The organism is Antarctobacter aquimaris, from assembly GCF_900184945.1.
Taxonomy (GTDB): Bacteria; Pseudomonadota; Alphaproteobacteria; order Rhodobacterales; family Rhodobacteraceae; genus Maliponia; species Maliponia aquimaris.
In genome coordinates, this window is record NZ_FXYF01000015.1 from 42596 (window position 1) to 60390 (window position 17795).

Genomic DNA, 17795 nt, shown 5'->3' on the forward strand with positions numbered 1-17795 from the left:
CGGGGGGATCTGCTTCAAGGCTCACCAGAAAACAGGCCCTCCGGCGGGTGATGCTCAGGCCATGGCGCGGCGGAACAGGACGGGGAACCAGTCCTCGCGCAGGCGCTGGCCCTGCTGCATGTCGTGCCCGGGAAAGGGCGGCGAGGTGCGGCCGGGCCGGGTGGTGTAGCGTGCATCGTCGCCCACCAGCCGCAGCGAAAAGGCGCGGCGGCGCGAGGGGCTGTCGTTGCCGCGTGCCCCGTGCAGCACGTCGAAGTTGAAGGCCACCGCGTCACTTGGGGCCATCGCCCATTCGCGGATCTGCATACCCTCGGCGTCCGGGTCCGGCACCGGCATGTAGGCCTCGGCGTCGGGGTAGAAATTCTCCTCGGACAGCCAGCGGGTCGGCAGCACGGGTTTCTCCCAGCGGTGGGATCCGGCCACGCAGCGCAGGGTCGCCGTTGTCACCGGGTCGAGCGGGCTCCAGAAGCTGACGCTCTGCCCGCCCGAGACGAAGTAATAGGGGCCGTCCTGGTGCCAGGGGGTCGGTTTTGAGGTGCCCGGCTCCTTGACCAGCACGTGGTCGTGGAACAGCTGCGCGGTCTGCGAACGCATCAGGTCGGCGGCCACCTCGGCCACGGCGGAACTGCGGATCACCTCTTCGAACTCGAGGATGCGCTGCCAGTTGCAGTAGTCGTCGAAGAAGCGCCCGCTCTCGCCGGCCTTGAGGTTCTCGGCGGCGTAGGGGCCGGGCTCGGCCATGTTGCGGGCGATCCCGGCGCGCAGTGTTTCGACATGGTCGGCCCAGAGGCCACGGACCACGACAACGCCGTCGCGCTGGAAGGTGTCGATGTCGTCAGCGGTCACAAGGGGATGTGTCATGGCGGGCTCCTGTCTGGGCGGCAAGGAACCATGCGACCGGGCCGCGTGCAAGGGGGCGCTGCCCGGACCGGGTATGGCGGTCGCCTTCGAGGCGCTGGTTCTCGTGGGCCCGGAACTTTGGCGCAGATGGACAGAGGCGCTGTTATGTTCTGGGTCATGCGGCAACACGTCGGATCACTCGGCGCGCAAGAGTGTTATTCCCGACCGTACGGCGAGTCGCCTTGCGGAACGAGGGCCCGGGCGCTCGGGCCCGTCTCAGTCGTTGTCGATGTTGCCCGCCCCGGCCCCGGCGCGCGAGGCGGCGGTTGCGGGCACGTAGGTGGCGGCGGCCAGCCGGGTCAGGCGGTCGATCAGGCCGGTGGGCGCGGGGATGCGCGGCGGCAGGGCCAATCGCGCCCGGACCGTGGTATCGCCGCTCAGGGTGATCTGAGGCAGGCCATCGCCGCTGCGCGTCACCTGGCAGTCGGTCAGGCGGACCTGGAGCAGGCGGGCATAGGCGGGGGCCAGCGCCTCGTCCCCGGGTTGCAGCGTCAGCGTGATCGTCGGCCCGGCCAGCGTCAGGCCGCGCAGGATGTCGTCCATCAGCAGCGGCAGGCGCAGGATCGGGCTGTCCGACGCTGTCCGCAGCGCCTCGATCAGCGCCTCGGCCGCGCCGCCGGTGCCCAGGTGCACGGCGGCGGCGCGGCCAAAGATCTCTGCCTGCGCGGGGGGGAAACCGGCGCCGCGGGCGGCTTTTTGCGAAAGACCGGCGATCTCGTTCGCGGAGTAGGTCATGCGGTGAGACCCGCGAGCCACCAGTCATCGGCCCGCGATGTGCCCAGGTCTTCGGGAAGCGGGGCGCCCTGCGCCAGGGTAATGCGCGTCCAGCGGTCGGATTTCGGATCGAACTTGGTGGCGCCGAAAAAGGCCAGCTTGCAGCGCAGCATGTCGATCGGCAGGCAGCTGTCGGCGATCAGGTTGTCGCGGATCTCGGCATAGGGGTGCCGGGCGACCGTCGCCACCCGCATCAGCGCCAGCTCGTGCTCGGGGCAGGCCGAGCGGAAGGCGCGCAGGTCCGTCACCCCGTCCAGCGCGGCGTGCAGGGCCTGCACGCGGCGGGCGATGTCCAGCGGGCTTTCGCGGTCCGCGCCCGGTTCGGCAAAGCGGTCGCCGAGGCGGGGTTCGAGCTTTTCCTCGGACACGTACCAGAAGCGGCGCTGCTGGTCGGGATCGTCGAAATCGACGCCCAGTGCCCAGCCGAAATGCACCGAGATGGCGTCGCGCAGCGCTGCGACATTGGCAAAGGGTTGCGGGTGCGGCCCTTCGGGCGCGATCATCCGGGCGGCCAGGTCATCGGTCAGCTGCGGAAACGCCTCCAGCAGCAGGGCGACGGTCAGTTCCTGTGCGTCCAGCGACAGCGGCGCGCTGGCCGCGATGACCGCGTCGAGCGGGCGGTCGCCGCCCGCAGTTTCCAACGCGGCCTGCACGCTGGGCCATTCCGCGCGCAACGTGTCGATCCGGGCCTGGTGCGGGGCCGAGGGCACCCGCCATTCGGCCAGGTGATTGGCCGCGCGTTGCGCGAGGGCGCGCAGGCGGTCGCGGTCATCGACGGTGATCGCGGACAGGCCCCTGACCCGCGCCAGCGCGGTTTCGCGCGCTTCGATCCAGTTGTTCAACAGCACCGGGTGCGACACCAGGAAGGGCGCCATGCCAAGCCCGGTGGAATTGCCGATCCCCAGGTGCCGCTTGAGATGTGGCGCGATCGCCCGGCCGCCCAGGTGTTCGGCCAGGTCGTGGGTAAAGCTGCGGATCATCCAGACGGTCAGCATTTCCGCGGCAAAGGGGCCCTCGATGCCGGGGCGGTCCTCGATCAACCCGCGGTCGGCGATGCCGAACTTGCCGTTGCCGTAGACTGCCGTGGTGCGCATCAGGTAACCGACGTCGTTGATCAGCGTGGCATCGGGCTGCTGGCCCGCGCGCAGCCGGTCGACCACGTGGGCAAAGAGGCGCACGGACTTGTTGGCGCGCGACAGCACCAGGTCCCGCTCGGTAAAGCGGCCGGCCTCCTGTTTCGGCGCCTCGCGGGCGATGCGGGCGATTTCCTCGGCGTCGGGCACGCCGTCGTAGAGGACATAGGCGGTGTCCCAGGCGGTGGCGATCACCCGGTCGGTGCGTTGATCGTCGGGCAGGTGGCGCGACACCGCCACAAGGCTGTAGGTGTGGCCGCCCAACGCGATGGAATAGACCGCCTCGCCGTGGCCTTCGGCGTCGATCTGCCAGTGAGGGCGCGACAGGCGCGCGCCCTCGGCCCCCATGCGGCGCGTGAGCACCCTCAGAAAGCTGAGACGGGTCGGAAAGGCCGCGCCCATGCGGGCAAGACGCATGACCTGGGAGGGGCGACGCAGGTCGGCATGGGGGGCAAGATCGTTCATGGCGCGGAGTGTGCCACCGGACGTCGGCTCGTGAAAGGGGGCGCGGCGGGCCTGCGGCGTTTTTCCGGCGGTGGGCGGGATATCCGGACTTGGCCGTGCGGGCCGTCCGGGTTTCATGGCCACATGACGGAAACGATCTATTTCTACGCGCAGACCGACGCCTATGCCGCGTTCTCCGATTTCGCCCCTTTCGGGGTCGAGATGGGGGGCCTTTGGTGGCGCACGGTCGAGCATTATTTCCAGGCGATGAAGTTCCACGACGCGGCCCACCGCGAGAGGATCCGTCAGTGCGCGAAACCCAAACAGGCCAAGGCGCTGGGCATGACGCGGGCTGTCCCGTTGCGGCCGGACTGGGAAGAGGCCAAGGATACGGTGATGCTGGACGCGGTGCGGGTCAAGTTCGCCACCTATCCCAAGCCGCGCGCGCTGCTGCTGTCGACGGGCGAGGCGTGGATCGTCGAGAATGCGCCGATGGACGCCTACTGGGGCTGCGGCCCGGACGAGACGGGGCTGAACAGCCTTGGGGCGATCCTGATGCAGGTGCGTGCGGAGTTGCGCGGCTGAACGCGGCGTGAAACTCTGGCCCCGGCAGGCGAGGGAGCGGACATGGGTCTGGGTATCGACGAGAGGGTTCTGTCAGAGGCGGTCGCGCTGCGGCACGCCCTGCACCGCGCGCCCGAGCTTTCGGGGCAGGAACAGGAGACGGCGGCGCGCCTGGCCGAGCTGATGCGCGGGCTGGGCGCGCGGGTGGTCACCGGTCTGGGCGGAACCGGCGTCGCGGCGAGCTTTGGGTCGGGCGCCCGGGGTGTCCTGATCCGCTGCGAGCTGGATGCGCTGCCGATTGTTGAGACTGGAACGCCTGACTGGCGGTCCGGGCGACCGGGGGTGGCGCATCTGTGCGGGCATGACGGCCACATGGCGATCCTCCATGCCGTCGCACGCGGGCTGGCGGGGCGCGATCCGGGGTGCCGGATCATCCTGCTGTTCCAGCCGGCCGAGGAGACCGGCGCGGGGGCGCGGGCGGTGCTGGAGGACCCACGCTTTGCCGATCTCGGGGCCGACATGGCGGTGTCGCTGCACAACCTGCCGGGGCTGCCGCTGGGCGCGGTGGCGCTGCGCGACGGCCCGGTGAACTGCGCTTCGCGCGGGCTGCGCGTGCGGCTGACGGGGCGGACCGCGCACGCGTCCGAGCCGGAAAAGGGGCAGTCGCCGGGCATGGCGCTGTCCAGGCTGATCCCGGCGCTGGGCGCGCTGGGCCGGGACCTGCCCACCGCCGACCCCGGCTTTCGCCTCGCCACCGTCACCCATGCGCGGCTGGGGGTGCCCACCTTCGGCGTCGCGCCGGGTGAGGCCGAGGTCCTTGTCACCCTGCGCACGCTTCTGGACGGTCAGATGGCCGCGCTGGAGGCCGAGGCGCGCACGCTGGTGGCCGGGGCGACCGAAGGCCTTGGCTGCGAAATCACGGTGCACGAGGCCTTTGGCCATTGCGTGAACGCGCCGGAGGCGGTGGCGCTGCTCCGGGCGGCCTGCACCGGGCTGGAGATGACGGATCAGGGACTGCCGATGCGCGCCTCCGAGGATTTCGGGCTGTTCGGGCACGGGATGCCAGCGGCGATGCTGTTCCTGGGCGCCGGGGAGACATGCCCGCCGCTGCACGCGCCGGACTACGATTTTCCCGACGCGCTGATCGGCATCGGGGCGGGGATCTTCCTGCGCGCGGTCGAGGTCTTTTCCGGACAGGCTGCATCCGGGGCTTAGCACGCACTTGTTCACTGTGCTGGGGGCGCTGCCCCCGTCGACTTGCGGTCGACTCCCCCGAGGTATTTGGAAAACCAAAGACGCGGAATGCGCGCTTCGCCTTCTTTGGTTTGCAAAATACCTCGGGGGTGAATGCGCGTGACACGCGCAGAGGGGGCAGAGCCCCCTGCCGCCATCCGGCGACAAGCGGCGCGCGGGTCAGAAGGCCGTGATCACCGTCGCGCCCTGCATCTCGAACTGGTCCATGGCCATCAGCGCCGGCACCGCCGTCGCAAGGTCGATCCGCGCGCCGACCAGCTGTGCGGGCGCCAGCGCGCCGCTGTCGATCATCGCCAGCATCGCGCCGTAGCGGTGCGCCTGCATGCCGTGGCTGCCGAGGATCTCCAGTTCCCAGCCGATCACCCGGTCCATCGGCAGCGGCGGGCGGCTCTGCTCGGCCAGCAGCAGGCCGATCTGCACATGCCGCCCGCGCTTGCGCAGCGACAGGATCGAGTTGGCGCAGGTCTCGGGGTGGCCCAGCGCGTCGATCGACAGGTGCGCGCCGCCGCGTGTCAGATCGCGCACCGCCTCGGGCACCTTGCCCGCGCGCGCATCGACCACGGCCGCCGCCCCCATGCGGCGCGCCAGCTCCAGCTTGGCCGCGTCGATGTCCACGGCGATCACCTGCGCCCCCATTGCCCGCGCGATCATGATCGCCGAAAGGCCGACGCCGCCGCAGCCATGCACCGCCACCCATTCACCGCCCCTGACCCGCCCCTGGTCCACCACGGCGCGAAAGCTGGTGGCAAAGCGGCAGCCCAGGCTGGCGGCGGTGTCGAACCCCATGCCTTCGGGCAGGGCGATCAGGTTCATGTCGGCCTGCGGCAGGGCGACGTATTCGGCAAAGCTGCCCCAGTGGGTGAAGCCGGGCTGGAACTGGAAATCGCAGACCTGCTGGTGCCCGGCGTGGCATTCCGGGCAGCTCCCGCAGGCGCAGATGAAGGGTGCGGTGACGCGGTCGCCCTCCTTCCAGCGGATGACACCGGCGCCCACCGCCGCGACGGTCCCGGCGAATTCATGCCCCGGCACATGCGGCAGCTTGATGTCGGGATCGTGCCCCATCCAGCCATGCCAGTCGCTGCGGCAGAGGCCCGTCGCCTCGACCTTGAGCACCACGCCGCCGGGGGCGGGTGCGGGATCGGGCAGGGTGGTGATCTGCGGCGTGACCTTGAAGGCCTCGTAGAGCATGGCTTTCATCGGGGGTCCTGTCAGGCGGGGCCAAAGCCCTGTTCGTAAAAGCGCAGCCAGTTGCCGCCCAGCAGCCCGTCCGCCTCTTCGCGGGAAAAGCCGATTTCGCGCAGCCCGTCGCGGATGTTGTCCCAGTCGCGGTTGTCGCGAAACCAGTCCGGCATCGGCGGGAAGCCGGGGGCGGAGGCCGAGCCTTCGCCATAGTCCACGTCCTTGGTCCAGCGACCGCTGCGCATCCACTCGACCACGGAGTCCGGCTGGTCCTGGCAGAGGTCGGTGCCGATGCCGAGGTTCTCGGCGCCGTAGCGGTCCGCCGCCTCGGCCACCATCTCGCAAAAGCCGCTGAGCGTGCAGTTGGTTCCCCCGGCAAGGTGATGCGGATAGAGCGAGAACCCCAGCATCCCGCCGGAGTTGGTCAGCGCGCGCAGCACCTCGTCGGACTTGTTGCGCAGCGCCGGGTGCCACCAGTCCGGGTTGGCATGGGTGATGGCGATGGGGCGGGTCGAATGGTCGATCGCCTCAAGGGTCGAGCGTTCGGCCGAATGGCTCATGTCGATGACGAGGCCCACGCGGTTCATCTCGGACACCACGGCGCGGCCCATGCGGGTCAGGCCGGTGTCCTCTTCCTCGTAACAGCCGGTCGCCAGCAGCGACTGGTTGTTGTAGGTGAGCTGCATGAAACGCACGCCCAGCTGGTGGCAGATCTCCACCAGCCCGATGTCGTCCTCGATGGGCGAGGGGTTCTGGAAACCGAAGAAGACGGCGGTGCGTTGGCTGGACTGCGCCTCGCGGACGTGGCGCGCCTCGGTGCCGCGCATCAGCAGGTCGGGAAAGCGTTCGAACCAGCGGTTCCAGCGTTCGAGGTTCAGCACCATCTCGCGAAAGCTTTCGTGGTAGGCGATGGTGACATGGATCGCGTCCACGCCTCCCGCCCGCAGCTGGCGAAAGATCTTTTCCGAGAAGTTGCAGTATTGCAGGTTGTCGATCAGGGGCGCGCGCATGAGTGAACGCTAGCGGCGCGGGCAGGGCCGCGCAATGGCCACTTGCACGGGTGCGGAAATGCTGTATCACCTCGCGCCATGACACAAACGGTCCAGATCCGACGAGCCTGAGCTCTTCCTTGCCCGCGCCTTGGCGCGCGGCCCGGCCTTTTGCGTCCCATCCCCCTGCGAAAACTTGACTTGGCCTGCGGCACTTGCCACCAATCGGGCCTCCATTACCGAGGACAGCATCCATGATCCCCTCCGTTCTGCCGACCTATAACCGCGCGCCCCTGCACTTCGTGAAGGGCGAGGGCTGCTGGCTGACGGAGGAGGATGGCCGCCGTTTCCTCGACCTGGGGGCCGGCATCGCGGTCAACGCGCTGGGCCATGCCAACCCCGACCTGGTGGCGGCGCTGACCGAGCAGGCGAACAGGCTGTGGCACGTCTCGAACCTCTACGAGATCCCGCAGCAGCAGGCCCTGGCCGACAAGCTGGTGGCCGAGACCTTTGCCGACACGGTCTTTTTCACCAATTCCGGCACCGAGGCCTGCGAACTGGCGGTCAAGATGGCGCGGAAATACTGGTACGAGAAAGGCCAGCCGGAAAAGACCACGATCCTGACCTTCGAAGGCTGCTTTCACGGCCGTTCCAGCGCGGCCATCGCCGCCTCCGGGGCGGAAAAGATGGTCAAGGGCTTTGCCCCGCTGCTGCCCGGCTTTCGCACGCTGCCCTGGGCCGATCACGAGGCGCTGAATGCCGCCGTCGAGGACGAAACCGTGGGCGCGATCCTGATCGAGCCGGTGCAGGGTGAAGGCGGCGTGCGCCCGGTGCCGGACCAGTGCCTGAAAGGCCTGCGCAAGCTCTGCGACGAGAAAGGCATCTTGCTGATCTTCGACGAGGTGCAATGCGGCATGGGCCGGACCGGGCGGCTGTTTGCGCACGAATGGGCCGGGGTGACGCCGGACATCATGATGTCGGCCAAGGGCATCGGCGGGGGCTTTCCGCTGGGCGCAGTGCTGGCCACCGAGGAGGCCGCCAGCGGCATGGTGGCGGGCACCCATGGTTCGACCTACGGCGGCAACCCGCTGGGCTGCGCGGTGGGGCTGAAGGTGATGCAGATCATGACCGCGCCGGGCTTTCTCGAAGGGGTCTCCGCGCGCGCGGGCTTCCTGCGGCAAAAGCTGGAGGGGTTGGTCGCGGCGCATCCGGACGTCTTCGAAGGCGTGCGCGGCAGCGGTCTGATCCTGGGCCTGAGGTGCAAGCGCGCGCCCGCCGACGTGGTCAAGGCCGGCTATGCCGCCCTCGTCATCACGGTGCCGGCGGCGGACAACATCGTCCGCCTGTTGCCGCCCCTGACCATCACCGAGGCCGAGATCGAAGAGGCGGTCAAGCGCCTCGATGCGGCCGCGACGGCACTGGAGACGCAACCGGCCTGAGAGTTTCTTCTGGCTGAAAATATCCCGGGGGAGTCGCGGCCGCGCCGCGACGGGGGCAGAGCCCCCGGGCTCCCCCCACGAAAAAAAGAACGACGACATGAAGCATTTCCTGGATATCCACAAGACCGACAAGGCGGCGCTGCGGTCCATCATCGACTCCGCCCGCACCATGAAGATCGCCCGCAACGGCCGTCCCCGCGCCGCCCCGGACGACAACCCGCCACTGGCGGGCCGCATGGTGGCGCTGATCTTCGAGAAACCCTCGACCCGGACCCGCGTCTCATTTGACGTGGGCGTGCGCCAGATGGGCGGCGAGACCATGGTGCTGTCCGGGCAGGACATGCAGTTGGGCCACGGCGAGACCATCGCCGACACCGCCCGCGTGCTGTCGCGCTACGTCGACCTCATCATGATCCGCACCTTCGACGAGTCGGTGCTGGAGGAGATGTCGGAATACGCCTCGGTGCCGGTGATCAACGGGCTGACCGACCGCAGCCACCCCTGCCAGATCATGGCCGACGTGATGACCTTTGAAGAGCATCGCGGGCCCATCGCCGGGAAAAAGGTGGTGTGGTGCGGCGACGGCAACAACGTCTGCACCAGCTTCCTGCACGCGGCGGGGCAGTTCGGCTTTGACCTGACCTTTTCCGGGCCGGTGCAGCTGGACCCCGAGATGGAGGCGGTCGGGTGGGCGCGCAACGCGGGCAGCACCGTCACCATCGAGCGCGACGCGATGACGGCGGTGCAGGATGCCGACCTGGTGGTCACCGACACCTGGGTGTCGATGCATGACGCGCAGTCGTCGCGCGAGCGGCGGCACAACATGCTGCGTCCCTACCAGGTGAACGCAAGGCTGATGGAGGCGGCCCGGCCGGATGCGCTGTTCATGCATTGCCTGCCCGCGCACCGCGAAGAGGAAGTGACCTCCGAGGTGATGGACGGGCCGAACTCGGTCATCTGGGACGAGGCCGAGAACCGGTTGCACGCGCAAAAGGCGATCATGCGCTGGTGCCTGGGCGTCTGACGGCCGGCTTCCGCGCGCCCCGACTGCGGGACATGCGTCCCGCAGCGGCCCGCCCTCCAGCCACGGCCGCGGATCAGGTGCCGCGCGGCTTGGCCCGCAGCGTCGGATCAGCCTGGGTCGGGTCCTCGGGCCAGGGATGGCGCGGGTACTGCGCGCGCATGTCCTTGCGCACATCGGCGTAGGAGCCGGCCCAGAACCCCGGCAGGTCCAGGGTGGTCTGCACCGGCCGCTGCGCCGGCGACAGCAGGGTGACCCGCAGCGGCGTGCGGCCCACCATCGGGTGCGTGGTCTGGCCGAACATCTCCTGCAGGCGCAGGCTGATCTCCGGGTGGTCGCCGGAATAATCGATCGGGATCTGTCGGCCGAGCGGCGTGGTGAACTGCGCCGGGACGCCTGCGTCGAGCGCCTGCATCTGGCCCCAGTCGAGCCGCGCGCGCAGCGGTTGCAGCAGGTCGAAGCGTTTCCAGTCGGCGGCGGTCTTCACGCCGCCGAGGTAGGGCAGCAGCCAGTCCTCGATGCTGTCGAGCAGAGCCTCGGGCGCCATGTCGGGCAGGTCCTGCCCGGCCTCGCGCGCCAGCGCGACGCGGGCGGTGAAGCGGCGCGCGGCATCCGACAGGGTCAGGCCGAGGTCGCGCACCCCGTCGAGCATGGCGCGGGCCACGGCATCCTCCGGGGCGTCCTTCCAGATGCGGTCATCGAGGGCGAGCGCGCCGAACCGTTCCTGCTGACGGGCGATCACCCGGCGGTCGCGTTTCGACCATTCGCAGAGGTCCTGCCACTGGATCTGGTCGGCGAAGAGGTCGCGGATCTCGGCGAGCGAGATGGCGATGGCCTGGCGGATCCTGGCCTCACGCGGGTTGCCGTCGGTGTCCGTGACCACGATCAGGCGTTCGCCGGCGAGCGGGTCGTGATCGTCCATCACCGCGCCCTTGCCGCCGGACAACTGGTAGCGCGCGGCCTCGCCCTTGCGGCGCAGGCCGATGCGGTCCGGGTAGGCGAGCGCCGCAAGTTCAGCAGAGGAGAGAGGTGATTTATTTTCAGAGGCTTGGCCGCGTGTGTTGATAGCCTGCGTCAGGCGGCGCGCCTCGGTGCGGATGCGGTCGAGCGCGGCGCGGTTGATCTGGGCGCTGTGGCGCTCGGCAAACCGGCGCGGATCGGCAACCGCCTCGAGCCGCAGGGACAAGTCTGTGGATGCACCTGTGAGTGGATCGCGATCGGACAAGATCGCGGCCAGGTTTACGGCCTTTGGGCCACCGATTTGCATCATATGGGCAAGTCTCGGGTGCAGCGGCAGGGCGGACAACTCGCGTCCATGCGGCGTGATCCGGTTGTCTGTGTCCAGCGCGCCAAGCATTCTCAGCAAAGCCTGCGCTTCGGCGAAGGCGCCTTCGGGTGGCGGCGTCAGGAACGGGATCTGCCCCGGTTCCGCGCCCCAGAGCGCCAGTTCCAGCGCCAGGTTCGCCAGGTCGGCGGATTCGATTTCCGCGGGTGGGAAAGGGCTTAGGCCGCCTTCTTCACCCTTTGTCCAAAGCCGGTAGGCGGTGCCCGGCGCGACCCGGCCGGCACGTCCGGCGCGCTGCGTCGCCTCGGCGCGGGTCACACGCTCGGTCACCAGCCGGGACATGCCGGAGCCGGGATCGAACCGCGCGCGGCGGGCGCGGCCGCCGTCCACCACCACGCGGATGTCCTCGATGGTGAGCGAGGTTTCGGCGATCGAGGTGGCGAGTACCAGCTTGCGGCCTGATGCCTTCGGGCGGATGGCGGCGCGCTGGGCGGCAAGGTCCATGGCGCCGAACAGCGGGCGCAGGTGGGTGTCGGGCGGCAGGCGGGGCCGCAGCAAGGCCTCGGTGCGGCGGATCTCGCCCTCGCCCGGAAGGAAGGCGAGGATGCCGCCGTCGGTTTCGGCGTGAGCCGTGAGGATCAGCTCGGCCATGGCTGCGTCGAAACGGGCGCCTTTTGGCACCGGCCGGGACAACCAGCGGGTGTCAACCGGGTAGGCGCGGCCTTCGGACGTGACAACCGGGGCTGATATAAGGTCGGCAACCGGCTGGGCATCCAGCGTTGCGGACATGACCAGCAGGACCAGGTCGTCGCGCAGGGCACCGGCGATCTCGAGGCAGAGCGCAAGGCCAAGGTCGGCGTTGAGCGAGCGTTCGTGGAACTCGTCGAACAGCACCGCGCCGATGCCTGTCAACTCGGGGTCGGACTGGATCATGCGGGTGAGGATGCCCTCGGTCACGACCTCGATCCGGGTCGCCCTGGAGGTCTTCGATTCGCCCCGGATGCGGTAGCCGACGGTCTTACCCGGTTCTTCACCCAGCTGTTCGGCCAGGCGCTGGGCGGCGGCGCGGGCGGCCAAGCGGCGCGGCTCCAGCATGACGATGCGGCCCCTGGTGAGATCCGCTTCGAGCAGGGCGAGCGGGACGCGCGTCGTCTTGCCCGCGCCGGGGGGCGCTTGCAGGACGGCGCGGCCGTGGCTGCGCAATGCGGCGATCAAGTCAGGCAGGGCGTCGTCGATGGGCAGCGTGGTCATGGCGCGCGTTATGCGGCAGGGCGCGCGGTTTGGGAAGCCGGAGCGAGGGGCCAGCCCCTCGCGCTCCCCGAGGTATTTTGCAAACCAAAGAAGCCCGGGCCGGTCTGGACTTTTGCGCGGGGGCGCGGGAAGACAGGCGCATGGATATCGACGATCTCAGGACCCGCATTCTGGCGGGCGAACGGCGGGCGCTGGCGCGGGCGATCACGCTGGTCGAAAGCGGGCGCGCGGATCATCGCGCGCAGGCGCTGGCGCTGCTGGAAGGGCTGAAGGGCCACGGGCGCGAGGCGCTGCGGGTGGGCCTGTCGGGAACGCCGGGGGTGGGCAAGTCGACCTTTATCGAGGCCTTCGGCATGATGCTGACGGCGCAGGGGCTGAAGGTGGCGGTGCTGGCGGTCGATCCGTCCTCCGCGCGGTCCGGCGGGTCGATCCTGGGCGACAAGACGCGGATGGAGCGGCTGTCGCGCGATCCGAATGCCTTTATCCGACCCTCGCCGTCGCAATCGCAACTGGGCGGGGTGGCGCGGCGCACGCGCGAGGCGATCGACCTCTGCGAGGCGGCGGGGTTTGACGTGGTGCTGATCGAGACGGTCGGCGTCGGGCAGTCCGAGACCATGGTCGCCGAGATGTCGGACCTGTTCCTGTTGCTGCTCGCGCCAGCGGGCGGCGACGAGTTGCAGGGCGTCAAGCGCGGCATCATGGAGATGGCCGACATCCTGCTGGTCAACAAGGCCGATGGCGACCTCAAGGCAACGGCGATCCGGACCTGTGCGGACTATGCCGGCGCCATGCGGCTGCTGCGCAAGCGGCCGCAGGACCCGGAGGGGTTTCCCAAGGCGATGACCGTTTCGGCCAAGTCCGAGGACGGGCTGGCGCGGGCCTGGGAGGAAATGCAGGCGCTGGCGGCCTGGCGGCGCGAGACCGGGTATTTCGCGGCGCGCCGGGCCGAGCAGGCGCGGCACTGGTTCGAGGCGGAGGTGCGCGAGCGCCTGTTGGCCCGCCTGACCCGCGAACCGGTCAAGGGCGCGATGCAGGCGCTGGCGCGACAGGTCGAGGCGGGGGGGCTGACGCCTTCGGCGGCGGCCGAGGAATTCCTGCGCGATCATCTCCAGATGGGGTGAGCGCGAGGGGCGTGAGAGTTTGCATCGGGGACTTGACGACTCCGGCGCATGTGCATATGCACCGTCGAACCAGATTCCGGGCGCCCCCAATTCGTTGAAAACGGGCGGCGCCCTTTGATATTGGCAAGGCTGCCTGCGGTCTTGCAAGGATGAGACCGGCGGGGTGCAAGCCTTGCCACCAGTGGATGAGGACGAAGCGATGTCGCGTGTCTGTGAACTGACCGGCAAAGGCCCGATGACGGGCAACAACGTGAGCCACGCCAACAACAAGACCCGGCGTCGGTATTTGCCGAACCTGAACGATGTGACCCTGCAGTCCGAGACGCTGGGCCGTGGCGTCAAGCTGCGCATCTCCGCGCACGCGCTGCGGTCGGTCGATCACCGCGGTGGGCTGGACAAGTTCCTGGCCAAGGCGAAGGACATCGAGCTGTCCGACCGCGCGCTGAAGGTCAAGAAAGAGATCAAGAAGGCACAGGCCGAGGCCTGATCGCCTTCCGAGGGACCGTGAGGGCAGCCTCGCACCGCAGGGTGTGGGGCTGTTTCCTTTTGTCGCTTGCGGTGGCGCGTGTGGCGCGCCTATATGCGCAACGATGAGACAATACATTCGATCATTCGCAGGTGTTTTGCTCGCGGCCGTGCTGGCCGTGACGGGCCTGTCTGTCGCGCAGGCGCGCGGCCAGGCGGGGCCGGCGGGCGCCTTGGTGATCTGCCAGGGGCTGACCGTGGTGACCATCCTGGTCGACGCGGAAGGCCAGCCAGTCGAACAGGCGCACGTCTGCCCGGACGCGGCGCTGGCGCTGTTCGTCCATGTGGGGGACGCGGCTCCGCTGGTGTCTCGTGCCGTGGCCTGGGACGCGATCGCCTGGCCGGGGGCGGACAGTGTGGGAGTTGCGCAGTGGGGGCAGGCGGCGCGGGCGCGGGGGCCTCCGGTGGTGCTCTGACAGTTCGACGACCCAGACTGACAGAGACCCAAAGGACAAGATCATGACACTGAAGACCCTTCTGGCCGGCGCCTGTGCGCTGGCACTTTCCACCCCTGCGTTTGCCGACATCCTCGTCAAGGACGCCTATGCCCGCAGCTCCGGCCCCATGGCCAAGGCCGGTGCCGCCTTCATGGTGATCGAGAACACCGGAAGCGAGGACGATCGCCTTGTCGCCGCCGCCTCGGACAAGGCGGTGCGCGTCGAGTTGCACACCCACAAGGACATGGGCGAAGGCGTGATGCGGATGATGCAGGTCGAGGAAGGCTTTGCCATCCCGACCGGCGGCACGCACGAACTGATGCGCGGCGGCGACCACGTGATGTTCATGGGCCTGACCTCGCCCATGCTGGAGGGCGAGACCGTGACCGTCACCCTGACCTTCGAGAAGGCGGGCGAGATCGTGGTGGAGATCCCCGTCGACCTGGACCGTATGCCCGGGCAGGGCATGGGCCACGGCATGGGCGCGTCGAACTGAGGGGCGGGCGGCGGGGGTGAACCCCGCCCTACCGGAACGACAGGCGGCGCGCGCCGCCTGTCAGCAGCGCATCGACCCAGGCGGGGACGACCTCGGTCGCCGGGCCGATGTGGTGCCGGGTGAAGGCGCGCGAGACATCGGTGCGCTCCAAGTTCAGCTCCACCGTTTCGGCCCCGGCCATCGCCGCCTCGACCACGAATCCCGCCGCCGGATAGACCTGCCCCGAGGTGCCGATCGCGGCGAAGATCGCGCAGCTGCCGAGGTGGTCGGCGATCGCGTCCATCTGGTAGGGCATCTCGCCGAACCAGACGACATCGGGGCGCGTCGCGGGGGCGGCGCAGGCCGGGCAGGGGTCCGCGGGCGTCATCTCCAGCGGCGCGTCCCAGCGGTGGTCGCAGGCAGCGCAGAGCGCGCCGGCCAGGATCCCATGCATGTGCAACGCCCGCGCGCCGGCCTTTTCGTGCAGTCCGTCCACGTTCTGGGTGACGATCACCACCTCGCCGGGCCAATCCCGTTGCAGCCGCGCCAGCGCCGCGTGGGCGGCATTGGGCACCGCTTTGGCCGCCTGTTTTCGGCGGGCGTTGTAGAAGGCATGGACCAGCGCCGGGTCGCGGGCAAAGCCTTCGGGTGTCGCCACGTCTTCGATCCGGTGCTGGGACCACAGCCCGCCTGCATCGCGGAAGGTTCCCAGCCCGCTTTCCGCCGAAAGCCCGGCGCCGGTCAGGATCACGATCTTGTCGGCCATCTGTCCCCGCTTGTCCTGTTGCGCCCCGGCGGTTTACAGCAGGGGCATGGCCTACCGTATCCTCTTTGTCTGCCTGGGCAACATCTGCCGCTCACCCGCCGCCGAGGCGGTGGTGCGCAGCAAGGCCGCCGCGCGTGGCGTCGCGCTCGATCTCGACAGCGCGGGGACCGGCGACTGGCACATCGGCAGCCCGCCTTACGGGCCGATGCAGCAGGCCGGCGCTGCGCGCGGTTACGACCTGTCGCCGCTCCGGGCGCGGCAGGTGAGCCGGGCGGATTTCGGGCGGTTCGACCTGATCGTCGCGATGGACGGGCAGAACCTGGCCGACCTGCGCCGCCTGGCAAGGACCGGGGGCGCATCGCTGCGCCTGTTCACCGACTACGCGCCGCAGACCGGCGCCGACCACGTGCCTGACCCGTATTACACACGGGACTTTGACGGCGCGCTGGACCTGATCGAGGCTTGCGCCGAGGGTTTGCTGGATCAGCTGTAGAGCTTGCGTGCGATGACCCAGGACACCGGCGCGGCGACGACAAAGCCGAGGGCGGCGGCGATCAGGATCGGCGTCAGGGTGTCATACCCTGCGACCAGAACCGCGATGATCGCCGACCCGGCGAGCGAGGTGGAAATCAACGAATAGAGAATGCTGGCAAGCCGGAACATGGGGCTCTCCCGTCAGGTTGTCCTTTGCCAGTCGCATAGGGGAATCGGAATGGGTCGGCCTTGATCCAGGTCAGCCAATCCTTGATCGTATCGCGGGTGTCACGTAGTGTCACACCATCTTCCTCAAACCATTGGATCACAGATGCGCAACGTCGTTTTCCTGTCGGTCTGCGCACTGGCCGTCGCGGCCTGCGACACGACGCAATATCTGGCCCAGAGCAGCCGCTCTGAGGCGCCCGAGATTTCCTGTCTGACCCGGCCGCAAGGCGGCTGTACCTTCAGCCTGTCGCCGCTGCGTGTCCTGAACGAGCCGGTCGAAATCCCCAAGCGCCCGTACAAGTTCTTTCCCACGGCAGAGCCGCTGCGCTTTGTCGATGCGCAGGGCGTCGACTGGACCGCGCCCGCCCGGACACTGACCGACGGCGCCTCGATCCCCACGATCTTCGTGGCCATCGTCGGCGATCCGACCTCGCCCAACTACATCAACGCGGCTGCGGTGCACGATGCCTATTGCGGCGTCGGCAACGAGAAGGGGCCGAACTTCCGGCGCGCCAAGTGGCAGGATGTGCACGTCATGTTCTATGACGGCCTGATTGTCGGAGGCACGGACGAAGTCCGCGCCAAGATCATGTTCGCGGCGGTCTGGCTGGGCGGTCCGCGCTGGGCCGAACCCTCCGGCGCGGTCGTGTCGACCCAGGGCCAGGCGGCGGGGCGGGGCGTGGCCTATGTCAACCAGCTGGAGCGGGTGCCGGTCTGGCGCATGCAGGAGGCCATGCGCAGGGCCAAGGCCTATATCGAGGGCAACCGGCCCAGCCTGCCGCGATTGATCCGCTTTCTCGAGACCGAGGAGCGCCGCATGCTGGAAGAGACCTTTGGCCTGGTCGATGACGAGAATGGCGCGTGGACCTATCAGCCCCCGACCCCAGAAGAAGGGCACGAAGGCGGCGGAGTGGGCGGTCTTGCTCCGGCGGCGGGCGCGGTGGGCAACCCCGGATCGCCCGGCTCGATCTGAGGTCCGGTCCGCGCAGGGCGCGCGCGGGATTGGTGGTCAGGCGTCGTTGCGACGGTCAAGCCGCGCGGGCAGCAATCAGCGCAGTCCATGTGGCGCCGGCCAGCGGACACGGGCGGCGCGCGCCTCTCAGCAAGGGGCCGTGCAGCTCGCGGGCCAGGGGGCACTGCGCCCGGGTCAAGGTCGAGTTCGACCAGCATGAGCCTGCGGGTGGACATGCAAAGGCTGGACTTCGGCCATCTCTTGAAACGGTCGTGATATCCCGCCCACCCGAGCTGCCAGGCCCTGCCCACGCCTGGGTGCGGCGGTCTGCCGGGGTGGGGCATCTGGCTGCGCGTCGATTTGCGGATCCAGTGGCGGACTTCCGGGTGTCTCGACCCATTGCCCTGATTTCGAACAGAAAACGGTCTGATCAGCGCCTCCCGTCCCCCGCAACTCACGGTGGCGGATCCCCGTAGGTGGAGCGCCGGTTGGCTTAAACTCCGCAAAGCTGATCCGGATCAAGGCGGGGTCGGTACGCGCCGGGTTACCCTGAACCCATGCTGATTTCAGGCCTTTGGGGGGGA

At 69.1% G+C, this 17795-nt stretch carries 18 protein-coding genes; 10 read left to right on the forward strand and 8 right to left on the reverse strand.

Features of this window, described 5'->3' with window-relative positions:
• Positions 1 to 54: 54 nt before the first annotated feature.
• The 3 genes from MAA8898_RS20845 to MAA8898_RS20855 all read right to left on the reverse strand — a co-directional run bounded on the left by MAA8898_RS20845 (position 55) and on the right by MAA8898_RS20855 (position 3272).
• Positions 55 to 861, reverse strand: a complete 807-nt coding sequence (locus MAA8898_RS20845; RefSeq protein WP_094022967.1) for a phytanoyl-CoA dioxygenase family protein — start codon at positions 859 to 861, stop codon at positions 55 to 57.
• A gap of 255 nt (positions 862 to 1116) precedes the next feature.
• On the reverse strand, positions 1117 to 1635 hold the full coding sequence (locus MAA8898_RS20850) for a hypothetical protein (protein WP_094022968.1): 519 nt from the start codon (positions 1633 to 1635) through the stop codon (positions 1117 to 1119).
• Complete coding sequence (locus MAA8898_RS20855) at positions 1632 to 3272, reverse strand: hypothetical protein (RefSeq protein WP_094022969.1); 1641 nt, start codon at positions 3270 to 3272, stop codon at positions 1632 to 1634. Before MAA8898_RS20855 ends, MAA8898_RS20850 begins: the two co-directional genes overlap by 4 nt.
• Before the next feature lie 123 nt (positions 3273 to 3395).
• On the opposite strand from MAA8898_RS20855, the gene ybiA reads away from it, so the two are divergent.
• On the forward strand, positions 3396 to 3836 hold the full coding sequence (gene ybiA / locus MAA8898_RS20860) for a riboflavin biosynthesis intermediates N-glycosidase (RefSeq protein WP_094022970.1): 441 nt from the start codon (positions 3396 to 3398) through the stop codon (positions 3834 to 3836).
• A 42-nt stretch (positions 3837 to 3878) separates the two neighbouring features.
• Positions 3879 to 5030 carry an amidohydrolase gene (locus tag MAA8898_RS20865; protein ID WP_094022971.1) on the forward strand — a complete coding sequence of 384 codons (1152 nt, stop codon included), beginning with the start codon at positions 3879 to 3881 and terminating at the stop codon, positions 5028 to 5030.
• Between the two features lie 198 nt (positions 5031 to 5228).
• Here MAA8898_RS20865 and MAA8898_RS20870 read toward each other — a convergent pair whose 3' ends face one another.
• Positions 5229 to 6266, reverse strand: a complete 1038-nt coding sequence (locus MAA8898_RS20870) for a zinc-dependent alcohol dehydrogenase family protein (RefSeq protein ID WP_094022972.1) — start codon at positions 6264 to 6266, stop codon at positions 5229 to 5231.
• Between the two features lie 11 nt (positions 6267 to 6277).
• The gene (locus MAA8898_RS20875) at positions 6278 to 7258 is read right to left on the reverse strand and encodes a membrane dipeptidase (protein WP_094022973.1); all 981 of its coding nucleotides are present in this window, start codon (positions 7256 to 7258) and stop codon (positions 6278 to 6280) included.
• A gap of 233 nt (positions 7259 to 7491) precedes the next feature.
• On the opposite strand from MAA8898_RS20875, the gene MAA8898_RS20880 reads away from it, so the two are divergent.
• Together MAA8898_RS20880 and argF are read left to right on the forward strand one after the other, a co-directional pair.
• On the forward strand, positions 7492 to 8676 hold the full coding sequence (locus MAA8898_RS20880; RefSeq protein WP_094022974.1) for an aspartate aminotransferase family protein: 1185 nt from the start codon (positions 7492 to 7494) through the stop codon (positions 8674 to 8676).
• Positions 8677 to 8773: 97 nt separating this feature from the next.
• Positions 8774 to 9700: an ornithine carbamoyltransferase gene (argF, locus tag MAA8898_RS20885; protein ID WP_094022975.1), complete on the forward strand. Its 927-nt coding sequence runs from the start codon at positions 8774 to 8776 to the stop codon at positions 9698 to 9700.
• A gap of 73 nt (positions 9701 to 9773) precedes the next feature.
• Here argF and hrpB read toward each other — a convergent pair whose 3' ends face one another.
• A complete protein-coding gene (hrpB, locus tag MAA8898_RS20890) occupies positions 9774 to 12233 on the reverse strand; it encodes an ATP-dependent helicase HrpB (protein ID WP_094022976.1) in 2460 nt (819 codons plus the stop codon).
• 140 nt (positions 12234 to 12373) lie between these two features.
• Here hrpB and meaB point away from each other — a divergent pair, with 140 nt between their 5' ends.
• The 4 genes from meaB (at position 12374) to MAA8898_RS20910 (ending at position 14812) form a co-directional block, all read left to right on the forward strand.
• On the forward strand, positions 12374 to 13354 hold the full coding sequence (gene meaB / locus MAA8898_RS20895; RefSeq protein WP_094022977.1) for a methylmalonyl Co-A mutase-associated GTPase MeaB: 981 nt from the start codon (positions 12374 to 12376) through the stop codon (positions 13352 to 13354).
• Between the two features lie 199 nt (positions 13355 to 13553).
• A complete protein-coding gene (rpmB, locus tag MAA8898_RS20900) occupies positions 13554 to 13841 on the forward strand; it encodes a 50S ribosomal protein L28 (RefSeq protein WP_094023027.1) in 288 nt (95 codons plus the stop codon).
• A 148-nt stretch (positions 13842 to 13989) separates the two neighbouring features.
• A complete protein-coding gene (locus MAA8898_RS20905; protein ID WP_141194906.1) occupies positions 13990 to 14295 on the forward strand; it encodes a hypothetical protein in 306 nt (101 codons plus the stop codon).
• Between the two features lie 43 nt (positions 14296 to 14338).
• Positions 14339 to 14812, forward strand: coding sequence for a copper chaperone PCu(A)C (locus tag MAA8898_RS20910; protein ID WP_094022979.1), 474 nt, complete (start codon positions 14339 to 14341; stop codon positions 14810 to 14812).
• Between the two features lie 28 nt (positions 14813 to 14840).
• On the opposite strand, the gene MAA8898_RS20915 is transcribed toward MAA8898_RS20910, so the two are convergent.
• Positions 14841 to 15557, reverse strand: a complete 717-nt coding sequence (locus MAA8898_RS20915; RefSeq protein WP_094022980.1) for an NAD-dependent deacylase — start codon at positions 15555 to 15557, stop codon at positions 14841 to 14843.
• 46 nt (positions 15558 to 15603) lie between these two features.
• Between MAA8898_RS20915 and MAA8898_RS20920 the strand changes: the two genes are divergently transcribed.
• The gene (locus tag MAA8898_RS20920) at positions 15604 to 16050 is read left to right on the forward strand and encodes a low molecular weight protein-tyrosine-phosphatase (protein ID WP_094022981.1); all 447 of its coding nucleotides are present in this window, start codon (positions 15604 to 15606) and stop codon (positions 16048 to 16050) included.
• Here the strand turns inward: MAA8898_RS20920 and MAA8898_RS20925 are convergent.
• The gene (locus tag MAA8898_RS20925) at positions 16041 to 16220 is read right to left on the reverse strand and encodes a CTP synthetase (RefSeq protein WP_094022982.1); all 180 of its coding nucleotides are present in this window, start codon (positions 16218 to 16220) and stop codon (positions 16041 to 16043) included. The genes MAA8898_RS20920 and MAA8898_RS20925 overlap by 10 nt on opposite strands.
• Positions 16221 to 16362: 142 nt before the next feature.
• Here MAA8898_RS20925 and MAA8898_RS20930 point away from each other — a divergent pair, with 142 nt between their 5' ends.
• The gene (locus MAA8898_RS20930) at positions 16363 to 17232 is read left to right on the forward strand and encodes a DUF1353 domain-containing protein (protein ID WP_094022983.1); all 870 of its coding nucleotides are present in this window, start codon (positions 16363 to 16365) and stop codon (positions 17230 to 17232) included.
• The last annotated feature ends 563 nt before the right edge of the window (positions 17233 to 17795 follow it).